Here is a 13967-nt window from a genome sequence, read left to right as displayed (position 1 = left end):
AGAACCCGTGAGCATGTACGTGATCGTGCAGCCTGCTGCTGGTGACGGGGCTGAGGTCGTCGAACCAACGCCTGGCGTGCGGCAGCTCATGGTCGGCGTTGGAGGCGCCGCGCTGAGTGTGCAGGTCCCCGCACGGCTGGGTGGCCCAGGTGACGCTGCCCGCTTCGCTCGTGGCCTGGCCAGCGCGGCGCTCGACTTCGCCCAGTGGTGCGAACAGCAGAGCCTCGGGCGGCACCGTCTTCACGTTGACGGCATCCAGTCCTCCGGGGCTCTGTCCAGCGAGGGTGATGCCTGATGCCCCACCCTGCCGGACTCCCCTGGCCGAGCGAGTACCTGACCGGTGTCCCGATGCCGCTGGGCAAGCCGAAACGCATGCTGATCGCCGATCGAACCGGCATCGAGGTCACCCTGTGGCCGGAGTTCAACACCGCCGACCTGCTCATCGACTCCCTGACGCCGGTCGTCTACACGCTGGGGCGTCGGAATTTGCTTCGGCTCAACGAGTGCGTGAGCAGCGCGGTCGCCCAGTTCGCCGAACCGGAGGGCCGCTGACGTGCTCGTGAGGCTGATGCAGCGCTGGCGCAAGAAGCGCGAAGGACGTCGGATGCGCCGACGGCGCGTCCGGATCTACCTGTGACGGCTTGGTCAGCCCTGCTTTCCCCGACATAGCAGGGCTGACCTACCGATTGGCGGGGCAGACCTTCCCGTCCCCTGCCCCGCCAATCATCCAAGGACGGGATCACCATGGGAAGCCAGAAGATGAACTTGAACGAACTGCGAATTGGCGCTGACGATCGTGGACCAGGTCGCGGAACTCAGCGACCGCGTTTCCGCCCTTGAGGCTCGGACTTCTCCTGATCAGCAGGAAGCTTCGCCTCGATCTCAGCTACCCGCTGGGTGAGCGTCTCGACCGCCGAGCTGAGCTGCTGGAAGAGCTCGGCCAGGTCGTCAACGGTGAGATCGGTCTTCGCTGCGGCACCTTCGAGGACGAAGGCACCCTGCCCCTGGCGAACGACCACCAGACCAGCGCTGCTCAACTCCTTGATCGCTGCCCGCGCTGTCATGGGTGAGATGCCGTACTCCTCCCTGAGAGCGGAGATCGACGGCAGTTGGTCGCCCGGCGCGAGCTCGCCGGTAACGATCATTCGCCGCAGGTTGTCTGCAACCTGCTGGTACGCGGGGCGCTTGTCTCCGGGGTTCAGTCCCATGGACCCGACTCTATCGCGATAGCTAGCTCTGTCAGATCACTCGAACAGAGCAGTTGTCACGGTTGCACTGTTATGACACTGATAGCTAAGCTTGCAGTGTAAGCAGGGTTCGCCTGTTTCGCACAGGAAGCACGAAGCCCCGGTTGGTGCTGGCACACCAACCGGGGCGGACATCGAAAGCAGGGAACGCTAACGATGCAGGTCAACGGTACTCGGATGTACCGAGTCAAGGCAGTCGCCCAGATGCTCGACGTCCACGTTTCGACGGTCTACCGCCTGGCGGAGTCCGGGCGGCTGCACTCCGTGCGGGTCGGGTTCGGCAACGGCGCGCTGCGCATCCCGGCCGAGTCGCTGAACGCCTACCTCATGAGCCTGGGCATGGCCCCGATCGAGCCGTCCGCGTCCGAGGCCGCGTCGGCCACCGACGCCGCCCACCAGGACGGCAAGGAGGTGGCCTGAGATGACGCACAAAACTTATGGACTGGTCAACGGGCAGCGCACCGAGTTCGTTGCTGCGCTGCGGCAGAGCAGCGAGACCCCGGCGGCGTTGCAGGTCGCGATGGTCGTGCCGCTGTCCTATGAGGACATCGTGGCGGTGTTCTACGTGGTCATCAAGGGGGGCGCGCAGTTGTCGGAGCTGGACGCCGACTACGCGCGGCAAGTGCTGTTCGACACGCTGCTCAACGACTCGGCCGACGTGATCGAGGAAGCGCAGCTGACCATCGAGGAGACCGAGCCCGGTACGGACGAGTACGCGCTGATCCAGGCGATCCGCGCCAAGGTGGCCGAGGTCTTCGCGCCGGTCAACGCCCCGGCCCCGCGCCGGGTGCGCGGCGAGCTGGTGGGGGTGAGCCGGTGATGAGCATCGGGAACCTCGACGCCGCGGTGACGTTCGCGGCGGTGCTGCCGAGCCTGCTGGTGGCGCACAAACGTGGCGGATCACTGGGTGCAGACCAGCCACCAGGCCGGGCACAAGCACCTGCGCAACTGGGTCGGCCGGTGGAACTGCTTCAAGCACGTCGCCACCTACACCGCCGTGACGGCGCTGGTCGTCGCGCTCGTGTGGGCGGTGCTGGGCCTGGCGATCACCCCGGTCGGGTTCGTGCTCGGCCAGGTGGTGTCCGCGGTGACCCACTACTGGGCCGACCGCCGCTTCACCCTCGCACGGCTGGCCGCGATCAGCGGGAACGCCGGGTTCTACCGGCTCGGCGCTCCCCGTGACGGTCACGACGACAACCCGAACCTCGGGACCGGCGCGTACGTGCTGGACCAGTCCTGGCACTGGCTGTGGCTGTTCGTCGCCGCCCTGCTGACCGCAGTGGTGGGGGGTGCGTGATGAAGACGGCGCTGGGCTGGGCCGGGTCCCGGCTGGTTGAGCTGCTGGTGTTGGTTGTGCTGCCGATGCTGCTGCTGGTGCTGCTCGTGGTGGGTCGCTTCGCGGTGGTCACGGTGTTGCCGGTGCTGCTGCTGGTTGGTGTGGGTGCGGTGCTGCGGTTGGTGATGGTCGGGGTTGACCGGCTCGCCGAGCTCGCCCCGGCTCCGCGGTTGGGGGTGAGCGGGCGATGACCACGATTTACGACCCGCGTGCGGCGCGGACGATCGCGAGGGCCGAGGCCGCGAAGGCGCAGGCCGAGGCTGACGCAGTGCGGGAGCAGACTCGCCGGGACCGCGAGGAACGCCGGGCCGAGCAGGCCCGCCAGGAGCGGCGGGAGCGGCGGCGGGAGCGTCAGCAGCGGTGGGCGCGGTGGCGTACGGCGGCCCCGCAGACGGCCCTGTCGGGGTTGTGGGCGGCGTTGATCGTCGCGCCGCTGTTGCTGGCCTGGGACGCCCAAGCGCGTGGCGAAAGCGCGTCGTTCCGACGCTCGGCCACATCCCGGTTCGCATGATCACGAACGGCGCGGTTGATCGAGCCGTTCACGGCTGGATCGCGGACGAGCACAGCATGTCCACGATCAAAAACAGCCTTGCTGTGCTGGTGCGCGTTATGGAACAGGCCGTGCGCGATGGCCTGATCGACCAGAACCCGGCGCGCGTCACAGGATGGCAGCGCGAGTTCCGCCAGGCCGAAGACGAGCTGGACGATCCGCGTTCCCTGGCGCTTCCCGACTGGGATTCGCTGAAGCGCCTGGCCGATGCTCTCGTCGCTCGGTCGTTCAACGAGTACACGGGCTGGGGTGACGTCGTGATCTTCGCTGCGTGCACGGCGGCCCGTATCGGCGAGGTGTCCGGCTGTCGGGTCAAGGACATCGACACCACGGAATGGAAATGGACCCTCCGGCGACAGACCACCACAGCGCCGGGCGGGTTGGTCGACAAGGGAACCAAGGGCAACGCGCCCGCACGGTGCCGCTCATCGAGGAGATCCGCGAACTTGTCAGCAGGCGCATCGCTGCAACGAACGGGAGCCCCGACGCCCGGCTCTTCACTGGACCACGCGGCGGCCGGATCACCACCGCAGTGCTTCGCGACGCCACGCACTGGGACGAGGTCATGACCAAGCTCGGGTACGAACACCTGCGTCGGCATGACCTCCGCCACACCGGGCTCACGTGGCTGGCCGATGCCGGGGTGAAGGTGCACGACCTGCGCAAGATCGCCGGTCACGCATCACTCACCACGACGCAGCGGTACCTGCACACCAGCCACCAGTCGGTCACCAATGCCGGTGCTTTGCTCTCGAAACACCTGCGTCGGTCCACAGATGGTCCACAGCTCCGAGCCGTGTAGACCGGCCATCGAACCGACCGTCGGATAGCCAGAGGGCCGGTTACCTGGTATTTCTCCCTGGTAACCGGCCCTCTAGACTGCGTGGAGCTGACGGGATTCGAACCCGTGACCCCTTGACTGCCAGTCAAGTGCGCTACCAACTGCGCTACAGCCCCTTGTTTGATTGTCCGGCCTTCCGGCCTTTCCCTCGGCCGTTCAGCTCGTGTGTGAACACAGTACAACAGGCCGCCGGAGGGGTTTTCAGGGGGTCCCCCTGGTTGGATCTAGCCGGGTGGTGGTGGGAGCTGCTACACCGTGGGGCGTGGCCAGAGCACAGCGCGCGAAGCCTTCGCTGGTGGCTCCCGAGGCCGAGGGGGCTGATCCTGAAAGACGCCGTGAGCTGCAGGAACAGCGGTTGCGGCGGCTCGTCGACCGGTTGTTGGCCGCCGGCGGGGTGCAGGCCGGGCGGCTGCGGACCTGCGGGGTCGACCGCGGTGCCGACGTGAGCCTGGACGACCTGCCCCGGCTGCCGTTCGTCACGAAGCAGGACTTCTGGGACCACTACCCGTTCGGGATGCGGTCGGCGCCAGCCGAGGATGTCGTGTGCGTGCACGGCTCATCCGGGACCAAGGGGCGGCCGACGCTGGTCGCCTACACCGCGCGCGACGTGGACGTGTGGGCCCAGGTCATGGCGCGGGCGCTGGGCGGGGCCGGGGTGTCGCGGCGGAGCTTCGTGCACTGCGCCTACGGATACGGGCTGTTCACCGGGGGGCTGGGCGTGCACCACGGGGCCACCCGGCTCGGCGCGACGGTGCTGCCGGTGTCCAGCGGGGCCACCGACCGGCAGCTGCGGCTGCTGCTCGACCTGCGGCCCGACGTGTTGTGCTGCACGCCGTCGTACGCCGTCTACCTCGGAGAGGCGTTCGCGTCCACCGGGATCACCGCCGAGCAGCTGTCGCTGCGGGTCGGGTTGTTCGGCGCCGAACCGTGGACCGAGGAGATGCGGGTGGGGATCGAGGGGCTGCTGGGGCTGCGGGCGCTCAACATCTACGGCCTGACCGAGGTCATCGGGCCGGGCGTGGCGTGCGAGTCGCTGGATTCCGAGGGGTTGCTGAACGTCGCGGAGGACCACTTCTTCCCCGAGGTGGTGGGGCCGGACGGGCGGCCGGTGCCGGACGGCGAGCCCGGGGAGCTGGTGTTCACCACGCTGACCAAGACCGGGACGCCGCTGCTGCGGTACCGCACCGGGGACGTCGCCGCGCTGAGCGGCCCGGTGCCGGGTTCGGCGCGCACGCTGCGGCGGATGACACGCGTGCTCGGGCGCACCGACGACATGCTGATCATCCGGGGGGTCAACGTGTTCCCGTCCGAGATCGAGGCGGTGCTGCTGGCCGATCCGCGGGTCGCGCCGCACTACCTGGTCGTGGAGGACCGGCGGGACCGCTCGCGGCCGGAGCTGCGGATCGCCGTGGAGCCGCGCGACCCGCTCGGCGACACCGGGTCGCTGGAGCGGGACCTGACCGCCGCGCTGCTCGCGCGGCTGGGCATCAGCTGCCTGGTGCGGGTGCTGCCGCCGGACCACGTCCCCCGCGCCGTGACCGGCAAGGCGCAGCGGTTGGTGCGGTGGGAGCACGGCGTGGTGCCGCTACCCGGCCTGGAGTGAGCGCAGGACGCCCGCCGCCACCCGCAGGTCGGCGACGAAGCCCTGGTACATCGTCTCCCGGTCCTCGGCCCGCAGGATCGCCGACGGGTGGATCGTGGCCACCACCCGCGCGTCGTGTTCGGGCAGTTCGAGCACCGCGCCACGTTCCTGGGTGATCCGGAACGACGGCCTTAGCAGCCCCTGGGCGGCCGTCGCGCCCAGACAGATCACCAGGTCGGGCCGGACGACCCGCAGTTCCGCCTCCAGCCACGGGCGGCAGGCGCGGACCTCGGTCCGGGACGGCTTCTGGTGGATCCGGCGCTTGCCGCGCTCCCGAGAGAACTTGAAGTGCTTGGTGGCGTTGGTCACATAGACCTCCGTTCGGTCGATGCCGACGTCCACCAGCGCCCGGTCCAGCATCCGCCCGGCGGGCCCGACGAACGGCCGGCCCTGCCGGTCCTCCTTCTCGCCCGGCTGCTCGCCGATCACCATGACGCGCGCGGACTCGCGGCCCTCCCCGAAAACCGCCTGGGTGGCGTTGCGGTACAGCCCGCAGCCCTGGCAGTCCTGGACGGCGCGGCGCAGCTCCGGCAGGCCCGTGCCCGCCGGGACGTACTCCTGCGCGCCGGCCACCCGCTCACCCCGCCTGGCCGTGCGGGCTGGGCAGTCCGCGGGTGTTGGCGGCCTTGATGAACTCGGCGCGGGGGTCGTGCAGCTCGCCCAGCGCCACCGCCTGACGGGGGAACGGCAGTTCCATCAGCCAGTCGCCGAGGATGCGGGCCTTGCGGGACAGCGTCGGCATCCTCGCCAGGTGGTAGCCGCGGTGCAGCAGCCACGCGGGGACGCCCTTGAGCTTGATCCCGCGGACCTCGGCCGCCCCCTGAAACAGCCCGAGCCCGGCAACCGACCCGGCGTACCGGTGCCTGTAGTCGGTGAGTTCCCTGCCGCGCAGCAGCGCGACGATGTTGTCCGCCAACACCTTCGCCTGGCGCACCGCGTGCTGGGCCGACGGGCTGCACAGGGCGTCCGGGTCGCTGCTGGTCAGGTCGGGGATGGCCGCGCAGTCGCCGGCGGCGAACACGTTGCGGCAGCCGCGAACCTGGAGCGTGGCGGTGCACTCGACGCGCCCCTTGGCGTCCCGCGGCAGGTCGCTTTCCTCCAGCATCGGGTGCGGTTTGACCCCGGCCGTCCACACCACGGTGTCGGAGTCGAACTCGTCGCCGTCGGAGAGCACCACGTGTCCGTCCACGAAGGACTTCGCCGTGGTGTTGAGCCTGACCTCGATGCCGCGTTCCTCGAGCAGCCGCTTGGTGTACTCGCTCATCGGCGGGCTCACCTCGGGCATGATCCGGCCCATCGCCTCGACCAGCACCCACCGCATGTCCTGCGGCGACACCGGCGGGTACCGGCGGATGGCGTAACGGGCCATGCTCTCCAGCTCCGCCATCGCCTCGATGCCCGCGTAGCCGCCGCCGACGAACACGAAGGTCAGCAGCCTGCGGCGGAGCTTCTCGTCACCCGTGCTGGCGGCGATGTCCAATCTGGACAGCACGTGGTTGCGCAGGTAGATCGCCTCGCCGATGGTCTTGAAGCCGACGCCCTGCTCGGCCAGGCCCGGGATCGGCAGCGCCCGTGAGATGGAGCCCGGCACGACCACCAGGATGTCGTAGCCGAAGTGCTCGACCTTGCCGTCGCCGAGCATCGCGGTCAGTTGCTGCCGCGTGTGGTCGATGCCGGTGACCTGCGCGGTCAGCACCTCGCACCCGCGCAGCGCCTCCCGCAGCGGAACCACCACGTGCCGCGGTTCGAGCGAACCGGCCGCGGCTTCGGGCAGGAACGGCTGGTACGTCATGTGCGGCTGGGTGTCGATGACGGTGACCCTGGCCTCGCCGGGCCGCAGCGTGCGCCGCAGGCGCAGCGCCAGCGTCAGGCCGCAGTGGCCGCCACCGATGATCATGACGCGTGGTTCAGGCATGTTGCGGCTCCCCTCTCGCACCGGCGCGGGTGCGGCGGGGGTCCACCTCGCGTTCCGGGTGCCGCCGCAGGTATTCCTGTTCCAGTTCGAAGGTGCGCGCCGTGTGCTCCCGCAGCGAGTCGGCGGAACCGTGCAGGAACGTCTCGTGCCGGGTCTCGTGCAGGTGGCGCAGTTCCCGCAGCAGGAGTTCCTCGGTCAGCTCGTGGCCCGGGATACCGGTGAAAATGCTCATGTCGTCCTCCCGCGTGGGCGAGCAGGCTCCAGCCGCGGCGCGTGGGCTACGGCGTCAGTGCCGGGATACCCGGCAGCCTTCGAGCGGACACCTCCCGACTGCGGGAGCGATCAGGCCGCTTCGTCGAGCTCCGCTGGCTCGTCGCGCCGCTCCGCTGCGGCCGGGCGGGTTTCGGGCGCCCCGATCCAGACCAGCAGCGCGAGGATCGCGGTGCCGCCGGTGATCGCGAACGCGGCCTGGTACGACACGGTGTCGGCGAGCACCCCGGCGGCCAGCGGGCCGAGAATCGCGCCGCAGTCGGCCGCCATCTGGAACGCGGCGAGCACCGGCCCGCCGCGGCCCTTCGCGCCGACCACGTCGGCCACGGCCGCGTTCTGCGCCGGGTTGAGCATCCCCGCGCCGACACCGGCGACCAGGGAGGCGGCGAGGAACCACGGGACGGCGTCGGTGAAGCCGAGGACGCCGGAGCCGACGCCGGAGATCGCCAGCCCGGCGAGCACCATGGGTTTGCGGCCGCGCTGGTCGGCGATGCGGCCGGAGAGCATCAGCACCGCCGCGTTGCCCGCGGCGAACACCGACAGCGCGACACCCGCCATGGACTGCGGGGCGCGCAGGACTTCCACCACGAACAGCGGGACCAGTGCGATGCGGACGCCGTAGACCGTCCAGCCGTTGCTGAAGTTGGACAGCAGCGCCGCGCGGTAGGTGCGGTGGCGCAGCGCCTGGCGGACCGTCATCGTCGGCGCGTCGGATTTGGGCTGCGGCGCGGCGAGCGTGGACTTACGCAGCATCAGCCAGCCGACGAAGGCGGCGACGAACAGCGCCACACCATAGGTGAGGAACGGCAGCCGCAGGGAGTAGCCGACCATGACGCCACCGATGATCGGCCCGGAGACGTTGCCCAGCAGGAAGCTCGTGGCCCACACCCCGGACGCCCGCCCGCGCAGGTGTGGTGGGGACAGGCGCACCAGCAGCGCCACCGCGGAGACGGTGAACATCGTGGAGCCGGTGCCGCCGAGGGTGCGGAACAGCAGCAGCTGCCAGTACGAGTCGGCGAAGGCGCAGGCGGCGCTGCTGACGCCGACGATGCTGATGCCCCACACGTAGATCGGGCGTTCCCCGAAGAACGCCACCAGCCGCCCGCTGGCCGGCGCGAACGCCAGCCGCATCAGGGCGAATGCGCTGATCAAAAACGACGCCGCGGTCACGCCGACGTCGAAGCTGGTGGCGAAGGTGGGCAGGGCGGGGGCCACGATGCCCATGCCGACGGCGACGATGAAGCTGCCGACGACCAGGATCCAGATCTCGCGGGGCAGGGACCCGGTGCCCGGGTTCTCGGTGGTCTCGTCCGACGTTGCCGAGCTGGCAGACACCGTTGTCCTCCCCAAACTGGTTAGGCGAACTAAGCACATCACGCGGAGCCGACGCGGTCAATCGACTTCCGGGCGCGGGCCCACCCGGCAAACCCGTCGACGTGCGCGGTTATTCCCGCGGGCAGGCTCCTTGTCCGCGCGCAGCCCGGTCACAGCAGGTCGTCGATCCGCCGCGCGTACGCGGTGACCGGGTAGGCCATCTCGAAGCCGCACGCCTCGGCGAACCGCTCCGCGTTCCCGCCTTCCTCGGTGTGCGTCGCGACGAGCAGTGCGCCGCGGTCGCGGAGCTCCTCCACCGCCTGCGAGATCAGCTCCCGCCCGATCCCGCGGCGCCGCCGCCCGGGGCGCACGACGACGTGCTCCACCAGGCCGATCCCGCGGTCGACGAAGCCCTGCGCGAAACCGGCGATGCGGTCGGCGCCGGGGTCGTCGACAACCTGCAGCACGCAGCGGACGTCGTCGACGCGGTGGCCCAGGTTGCGCAGGAGCCGCCGCTCCCCCGCCCCGGACAGCCCGGTGTCGTCAGCGATCAGCTCGACGATCCCGGGCAGGTCGCGGTCCTCCGCGGGCCGCGTCAGCCCCCTGATCTCCTGGCGCAGCCGGTGCAGCAGCACGATCTGCTCCTCCACCGCACGCCACCCGGCGTCGTCGGCGATGCCCTCGATCTCCGCGACGGTGGTCGGCGAGGCGTAGACGACGGCCTCGGCCCGCCCCGCCTCGGCGAAGACCTGCTCCAGCTCCAGCAGGGTACCGGCGACCTCGGCGAGCGTGCCCCACAGTGCGCAGGCGTGGTTCGCGGTGGGCAGCGGGTTGTCCTGGTTGAGCACCACGGTGGCCGCTCCGACCCGGGTGCGCAGCCCGTAGCGGACGACGGCCGAGGCCAGCCGTGCCGTCTCGACCAGCTCCGCGAGGTCGCGGGCCTGCCGGGGGCTGAGCAGTGCCTCGTCGTCCGGGTCGTGCAGCGGGTCCACGCGTCCATTCTCCCCCGCGGTGCGGAGCCGGAGCCGGACCTGTGCGGCAGGATGGGGCTGTGAGCACGCCCACGCACCTCGCTGACGAACTGCTGGCCGTCCTGTTCGACGCCGACCCGGTGAGCGCCACCCTCTACGGCTTCCGGGACCGCGACGACCGGTTGCCGGACATCAGCGCCGAAGCCGAGCTGGCGTTGCGGGAACGCGCCGAGGACATCCGGGTGCGCGCGATGGCGGTGGACACCACGCACGCCGCGCTGGACGACCGGCTGACGATCGCGGTGGTGGTCCAGCAGGCGCAGGCGGTGGTCGACCAGTTCGACGCGTACGCACCGGAGTACACCGTGGTCGGCAACCTGTTCGCGCCGGTGGCCGGCCTGCTGTTCCGCCTCGGGCAGGTGCCGGTGGCCGACCCCCGGCAGGGCGCGGACTTCCTGCGCCGGTTGCGGACGATCCCCGAGTTCACCCGGGCGGCCGCGCAGCGGCACCGCGACGGCGTCGCCGCGGGTCGCGTCCCGGTGCGGCCGCTGGTGGACAACGCGATCGAGCACCTCGACGGCTACCTCGGCGAACCGGACTCCGACCCGCTGCTGACCCCCGACCTGCACGACCCAGAACTGGCCGAGGAGCGCAGGCGGGTGGTGGCCGAGGTCGTGCACCCGGCGCTGCGGGAGTACCGGGACGTGCTCGCGACCGAGATCGCGCCGCACGCGCGCAGCGCCGACCAGCCGGGCCTGTGCTGGCTGCCCGGTGGGCGGGAGATCTACCAGCGGCTGACGCGGGCGCACACCACCACCGACCGCACTCCCGAGGAGCTGCACGAGACCGGTCGGGCGCGGCTCGCCGAACTGCGCGGCGAGATCGCCGAACTCGGCGGGCGCGTGTGGGGGGAGCGCAACCCGGACGCGGTGCTGCGGCGGTTGCAGACCGACCCGGCGCTGTTCTGGCGGGACGGCGAGGAACTGCTGGCGTCGGCGCGCAAGGCGATCGCCCGCGCGGAAACCGCTGCGCCGCAGTGGTTCGGACGGCTGCCGAGCCAGCCGTGCGAGGTGCGCGAGGTGCCCGGCACGCCGTCGGACAGCACCCCGATCGGTTTCTACCTGCCACCGGCGCTGGACGGCTCGCGGCCCGGCGTGTATTTCGCCAACACGTCGCGGGCCGAGCAGCGTCCCCGCTACGCCTCCGAGGTGATCGCCTTCCACGAGGTGACGCCCGGCCACCACCTGCAGATCAGCCTGGCGCAGGAGCGCACCGACCTGCCCATGCTGCGGCGGCTGGTCAACATCAACGCCTACACCGAGGGCTGGGGCCTCTACGCCGAGCGACTGGCCGACGAGATGGGCCTGTACTCCGACGACCTGGCGAGACTGGGCATGGTGGTGCAGGACCTGCTGCGCGCCGCGCGGCTGGTGGTGGACACCGGGCTGCACGCCTTCGGCTGGAGCCGCCAGCGCGCCCTGGCGGACATGCAGGCCAACACGACACTGTCGGAGCTGGAGGCGGCCTCCGAGGTCGACCGCTACATCATCTACCCGGGACAGGCGCTGTCGTATCTGGTGGGGCGGTTGGAGATCCAGCGCATCCGGGCCGCCGCCGAGCAGCGCCTCGGGGCGGGTTTCGACATCCGCCGGTTCCACGACGTGCTGCTGCGGCACGGCGCCCTCCCGCTGTCCGCATTGGACGTCCTGGTGGCCGAGGAGCTGTCCTGACTCCTGCGACATCCAGGTGATCCGCCGCGAAGCGGGCCGAATCCGCCGCGGGACCAACTAGATTCGACATTCCGAACGTGCTCGACCCGCGGTCGATTCCCCGCGCGCCGGTGCCACCGGACGCGGGAGGCTGCCGGAGCAGCGGTTCCCTCCCGCTCGTGCGAGCCGACCGTGCCACGCAGGACACCGGGAGGCGCCGTGACCGAAACGTCGCACCACTGGCAGGAACGACTGCGCCGCGAGGCCGAGGCGGAACTGCGCGACCGGTTGCTGCCGCCCTGGCAGAGCCGGGTGCTGCAGCGGTTCGCCGTGGAGCGCGACGACGGCTGGTACACGCTGCTCAACCAGTTTGCCCCGCACACCCCGCAGAACCGGCCGGACGCGGTGCTCGTCGGACCGCTCGGGGTGCTGGTGGTCCTGCTGCGCGATACCGAACCGGACTGGGAGACCTCGCGGGCGGCGTTCGTGTGGACCGCCGAACTGCTGTCGGGCGCGTCGGTCGGGCCGGACATGGTGACCGAGGCGGTGGCCCGCACCGTGGTCGTGGTGCCCGCGGGCAGCCCCACCAGCGGCGACCGGGGCGAGCACCTGGCGATCGATGAGACCGAGCTGGACCGGGTGCTGGGGCGCGGTGAACGGCTGCTGGAACCGGCCGACGCGCTGGCCATCGCCCACCACCTGGACAGCCGAACGTTGGATTTGGTCCCGGTGCTGTGGAATCCGCAGCGCATCCCGCAACCCCGCGGTGCCGGGCAGCTGGGCGGCCGGACGGCGGCCTTGTTCGTGCGCGACCTGCGCCGGGAACACCGGGAACAGGCGCCGGAGCGGCCGTTCCGGGACTGGCGGATCTTCCTGGACGACGCGCAGCTGGGCGCGGTGCGGCGGCACTATTCCGGTCCGGCCCGGATCACCGGAGCGGCCGGGACCGGCAAGTCGGTGCTGGCCCTGCACCGGTTGGCGTACCTGGCGCGGCGCACCACCGGGAAGCTGCTGTTCACCACGCACGTGCGGACGCTGCCGCGGATCGCCGAGAAGCAGTTTTGGTCGCTGGCGCCGCAGCTGTCGCGGCGCGTCGAGTTCACCCACCGACACGCGTGGGCACGCGACTTCCTGGCCGAGCGCGGCCGCGCCACGGAGGTCGACGAGCAGCAGGTCGAGGACGCTTTCGACGCGGTGTGGCAGGACGACGGGCTGGCCGCGCCACTGCGGAGCTTCCGCAGTGCCCGGGATTACTGGAAGGACGAGGTCGACCGGGTGATCAAGGGCCGCGGCATCGGCTCACTGGAGACCTACCGCTCGGTGCCGCGCAAGGGGCGCGGTCAGCAGCTCCCGGCGGACCTGCGGGCCAGGGTCTGGCAGTTCTACTGCGAGTACGAGCGGCAGCTGTCCGAACGGGACGCGTTCGACCACAACGACGTGCTGATGCGGGCCCTGAAGGAGCTGGAGCGCCGACCGCTGCCGCGCCCGTACACCGCCGTGGTCGTCGACGAGGTGCAGGACCTCACCCTCATCGGGCTGCGGTTGGTGCGTGCGATCAGCGGCGACGGCCCGAACCAGCTGCTGCTGGTGGGTGACGGCCAGCAGCAGGTGTCCGCGGGCGGGTGGCGGTTGTCCGAAGCCGGGATCTCGTTGCGGGGGCGCGGTGAACTGCTGCGACGCAACTACCGGAACCGGGCGGCCGTCGTGGCGCGGGCCGGGCAGCTGGCGGCGATCAACCGGTTCGACGACCTCGACGACGGTCCCGCGGTGGAGCTGCGCGCGGCGTGGCCGGTGCTGCGCGGCGGCGAGGTCGTCGAGTGGCGGGGTGCCAACCAGGAGGAGGCGCTGGTGGCCGCGCTGCGCGACCTCGACGACGGCGCCGACGCGGCGGTGCTCACGCACACCAGGAGCGCGGCCGAGCACTGGGCGGGCGCGCTGCGCGCGGCCGGATTCCGGGTGCGTCCGCTGGACAAGTGGGATGGCCGCGAACCGGATCACGTGCACGTGGGCACCGTGCACCGTGCGAAGGGCACGGAGTTCCGTAGCGTGTTCCTGCCCGACGAGCCGCTGCTGTCCGGGGGCTACCGGGAGGAGCGCGAAGCGCTGAACCGCCAGCGCCTGGTGGCGATGACCCGCGCCCGCGACCACCTCTGGATCGGCACGGTCGATTGA

General features: G+C 70.9%; 18 protein-coding genes and 1 tRNA gene. 12 read left to right on the top strand and 7 right to left on the bottom strand.

Annotation, left to right across the window (positions count from 1 at the left end; all coding sequences use genetic code 11):
- The first annotated feature begins 13 nt into the window (after window positions 1-13).
- Window positions 14-295: a hypothetical protein gene (locus IEY17_RS02890; RefSeq protein WP_229679810.1), complete on the top strand. Its 282-nt coding sequence runs from the start codon at window positions 14-16 to the stop codon at window positions 293-295.
- On the top strand, window positions 295-552 hold the full coding sequence (locus IEY17_RS02885) for a hypothetical protein (protein WP_188985040.1): 258 nt from the start codon (window positions 295-297) through the stop codon (window positions 550-552). Before IEY17_RS02890 ends, IEY17_RS02885 begins: the two co-directional genes overlap by 1 nt.
- Window positions 553-815: 263 nt before the next feature.
- Here the strand turns inward: IEY17_RS02885 and IEY17_RS02880 are convergent, their stop codons facing one another.
- Complete coding sequence (locus IEY17_RS02880; RefSeq protein ID WP_188985038.1) at window positions 816-1208, bottom strand: GntR family transcriptional regulator; 393 nt, start codon at window positions 1206-1208, stop codon at window positions 816-818.
- 216 nt (window positions 1209-1424) lie between these two features.
- On the opposite strand from IEY17_RS02880, the gene IEY17_RS02875 reads away from it, so the two are divergent.
- The 7 genes from IEY17_RS02875 to IEY17_RS25170 all read left to right on the top strand — a co-directional run bounded on the left by IEY17_RS02875 (window position 1425) and on the right by IEY17_RS25170 (window position 3935).
- The gene (locus IEY17_RS02875) at window positions 1425-1667 is read left to right on the top strand and encodes a helix-turn-helix domain-containing protein (RefSeq protein WP_188985036.1); all 243 of its coding nucleotides are present in this window, start codon (window positions 1425-1427) and stop codon (window positions 1665-1667) included.
- A 1-nt stretch (window position 1668) separates the two neighbouring features.
- Window positions 1669-2067 (top strand): hypothetical protein, encoded by a 399-nt coding sequence (locus tag IEY17_RS02870; RefSeq protein ID WP_188985034.1) that lies wholly within the window; start codon window positions 1669-1671, stop codon window positions 2065-2067.
- Between the two features lie 72 nt (window positions 2068-2139).
- Window positions 2140-2544, top strand: coding sequence for a DUF3307 domain-containing protein (locus IEY17_RS02865; protein ID WP_229679783.1), 405 nt, complete (start codon window positions 2140-2142; stop codon window positions 2542-2544).
- The gene (locus IEY17_RS02860; RefSeq protein ID WP_188985032.1) at window positions 2544-2774 is read left to right on the top strand and encodes a hypothetical protein; all 231 of its coding nucleotides are present in this window, start codon (window positions 2544-2546) and stop codon (window positions 2772-2774) included. The genes IEY17_RS02865 and IEY17_RS02860 overlap by 1 nt, the downstream gene beginning before the upstream one ends.
- Window positions 2771-3094, top strand: coding sequence for a hypothetical protein (locus tag IEY17_RS02855; protein WP_188985030.1), 324 nt, complete (start codon window positions 2771-2773; stop codon window positions 3092-3094). The genes IEY17_RS02860 and IEY17_RS02855 overlap by 4 nt, the downstream gene beginning before the upstream one ends.
- Window positions 3091-3702 carry a site-specific integrase gene (locus tag IEY17_RS26000; RefSeq protein WP_373289838.1) on the top strand — a complete coding sequence of 204 codons (612 nt, stop codon included), beginning with the start codon at window positions 3091-3093 and terminating at the stop codon, window positions 3700-3702. The genes IEY17_RS02855 and IEY17_RS26000 overlap by 4 nt, the downstream gene beginning before the upstream one ends.
- Window positions 3594-3935, top strand: a complete 342-nt coding sequence (locus tag IEY17_RS25170) for a tyrosine-type recombinase/integrase (RefSeq protein WP_373289836.1) — start codon at window positions 3594-3596, stop codon at window positions 3933-3935. The genes IEY17_RS26000 and IEY17_RS25170 overlap by 109 nt, the downstream gene beginning before the upstream one ends.
- Window positions 3936-4017: 82 nt before the next feature.
- On the opposite strand, the gene IEY17_RS02845 is transcribed toward IEY17_RS25170, so the two are convergent.
- Window positions 4018-4090: transfer RNA gene (locus tag IEY17_RS02845), tRNA-Ala, on the bottom strand.
- A gap of 146 nt (window positions 4091-4236) precedes the next feature.
- Between IEY17_RS02845 and IEY17_RS02840 the strand changes: the two genes are divergently transcribed.
- Window positions 4237-5577, top strand: coding sequence for a phenylacetate--CoA ligase family protein (locus IEY17_RS02840; protein WP_188985028.1), 1341 nt, complete (start codon window positions 4237-4239; stop codon window positions 5575-5577).
- On the opposite strand, the gene IEY17_RS02835 is transcribed toward IEY17_RS02840, so the two are convergent.
- The 5 genes from IEY17_RS02835 to IEY17_RS02815 form a co-directional block, all read right to left on the bottom strand.
- Complete coding sequence (locus IEY17_RS02835) at window positions 5560-6189, bottom strand: UdgX family uracil-DNA binding protein (RefSeq protein WP_188985026.1); 630 nt, start codon at window positions 6187-6189, stop codon at window positions 5560-5562. The genes IEY17_RS02840 and IEY17_RS02835 overlap by 18 nt on opposite strands.
- A 4-nt stretch (window positions 6190-6193) precedes the next feature.
- Entirely contained in the window at window positions 6194-7531 is a 1338-nt protein-coding gene (locus tag IEY17_RS02830) for an NAD(P)/FAD-dependent oxidoreductase (RefSeq protein ID WP_188985024.1), read from the bottom strand.
- Window positions 7524-7763, bottom strand: coding sequence for a DUF6158 family protein (locus tag IEY17_RS02825; RefSeq protein WP_188985022.1), 240 nt, complete (start codon window positions 7761-7763; stop codon window positions 7524-7526). The genes IEY17_RS02830 and IEY17_RS02825 overlap by 8 nt, the downstream gene beginning before the upstream one ends.
- A gap of 110 nt (window positions 7764-7873) precedes the next feature.
- On the bottom strand, window positions 7874-9136 hold the full coding sequence (locus tag IEY17_RS02820; RefSeq protein WP_229679781.1) for an MFS transporter: 1263 nt from the start codon (window positions 9134-9136) through the stop codon (window positions 7874-7876).
- A 149-nt stretch (window positions 9137-9285) separates the two neighbouring features.
- Window positions 9286-10107, bottom strand: coding sequence for a GNAT family N-acetyltransferase (locus IEY17_RS02815; RefSeq protein WP_188985018.1), 822 nt, complete (start codon window positions 10105-10107; stop codon window positions 9286-9288).
- A gap of 59 nt (window positions 10108-10166) precedes the next feature.
- On the opposite strand from IEY17_RS02815, the gene IEY17_RS02810 reads away from it, so the two are divergent.
- A complete protein-coding gene (locus IEY17_RS02810; RefSeq protein WP_188985016.1) occupies window positions 10167-11816 on the top strand; it encodes a DUF885 domain-containing protein in 1650 nt (549 codons plus the stop codon).
- A gap of 198 nt (window positions 11817-12014) precedes the next feature.
- Complete coding sequence (locus tag IEY17_RS02805) at window positions 12015-13967, top strand: UvrD-helicase domain-containing protein (protein ID WP_188985014.1); 1953 nt, start codon at window positions 12015-12017, stop codon at window positions 13965-13967.

The organism is Saccharopolyspora thermophila (assembly GCF_014646075.1).
Classification (GTDB): Bacteria; Actinomycetota; Actinomycetes; order Mycobacteriales; family Pseudonocardiaceae; genus Saccharopolyspora; species Saccharopolyspora thermophila.
This window is presented reverse-complemented; position numbering and strand designations above follow the sequence as displayed.

Coding starts and splice junctions, on each gene's coding strand:
- IEY17_RS02825 (WP_188985022.1), bottom strand. CDS start 7,763: ATGAGCATTTTCACCGGTATCCCGGGCCACGAGCTGACCGAGGAACTC.
- IEY17_RS26000 (WP_373289838.1), top strand. CDS start 3,091: ATGATCACGAACGGCGCGGTTGATCGAGCCGTTCACGGCTGGATCGCG.
- IEY17_RS02860 (WP_188985032.1), top strand. CDS start 2,544: ATGAAGACGGCGCTGGGCTGGGCCGGGTCCCGGCTGGTTGAGCTGCTG.
- IEY17_RS02885 (WP_188985040.1), top strand. CDS start 295: ATGCCCCACCCTGCCGGACTCCCCTGGCCGAGCGAGTACCTGACCGGT.
- IEY17_RS02855 (WP_188985030.1), top strand. CDS start 2,771: ATGACCACGATTTACGACCCGCGTGCGGCGCGGACGATCGCGAGGGCC.
- IEY17_RS02875 (WP_188985036.1), top strand. CDS start 1,425: ATGTACCGAGTCAAGGCAGTCGCCCAGATGCTCGACGTCCACGTTTCG.
- IEY17_RS02870 (WP_188985034.1), top strand. CDS start 1,669: ATGACGCACAAAACTTATGGACTGGTCAACGGGCAGCGCACCGAGTTC.
- IEY17_RS02880 (WP_188985038.1), bottom strand. CDS start 1,208: ATGGGACTGAACCCCGGAGACAAGCGCCCCGCGTACCAGCAGGTTGCA.
- IEY17_RS02830 (WP_188985024.1), bottom strand. CDS start 7,531: ATGCCTGAACCACGCGTCATGATCATCGGTGGCGGCCACTGCGGCCTG.
- IEY17_RS02890 (WP_229679810.1), top strand. CDS start 14: ATGTACGTGATCGTGCAGCCTGCTGCTGGTGACGGGGCTGAGGTCGTC.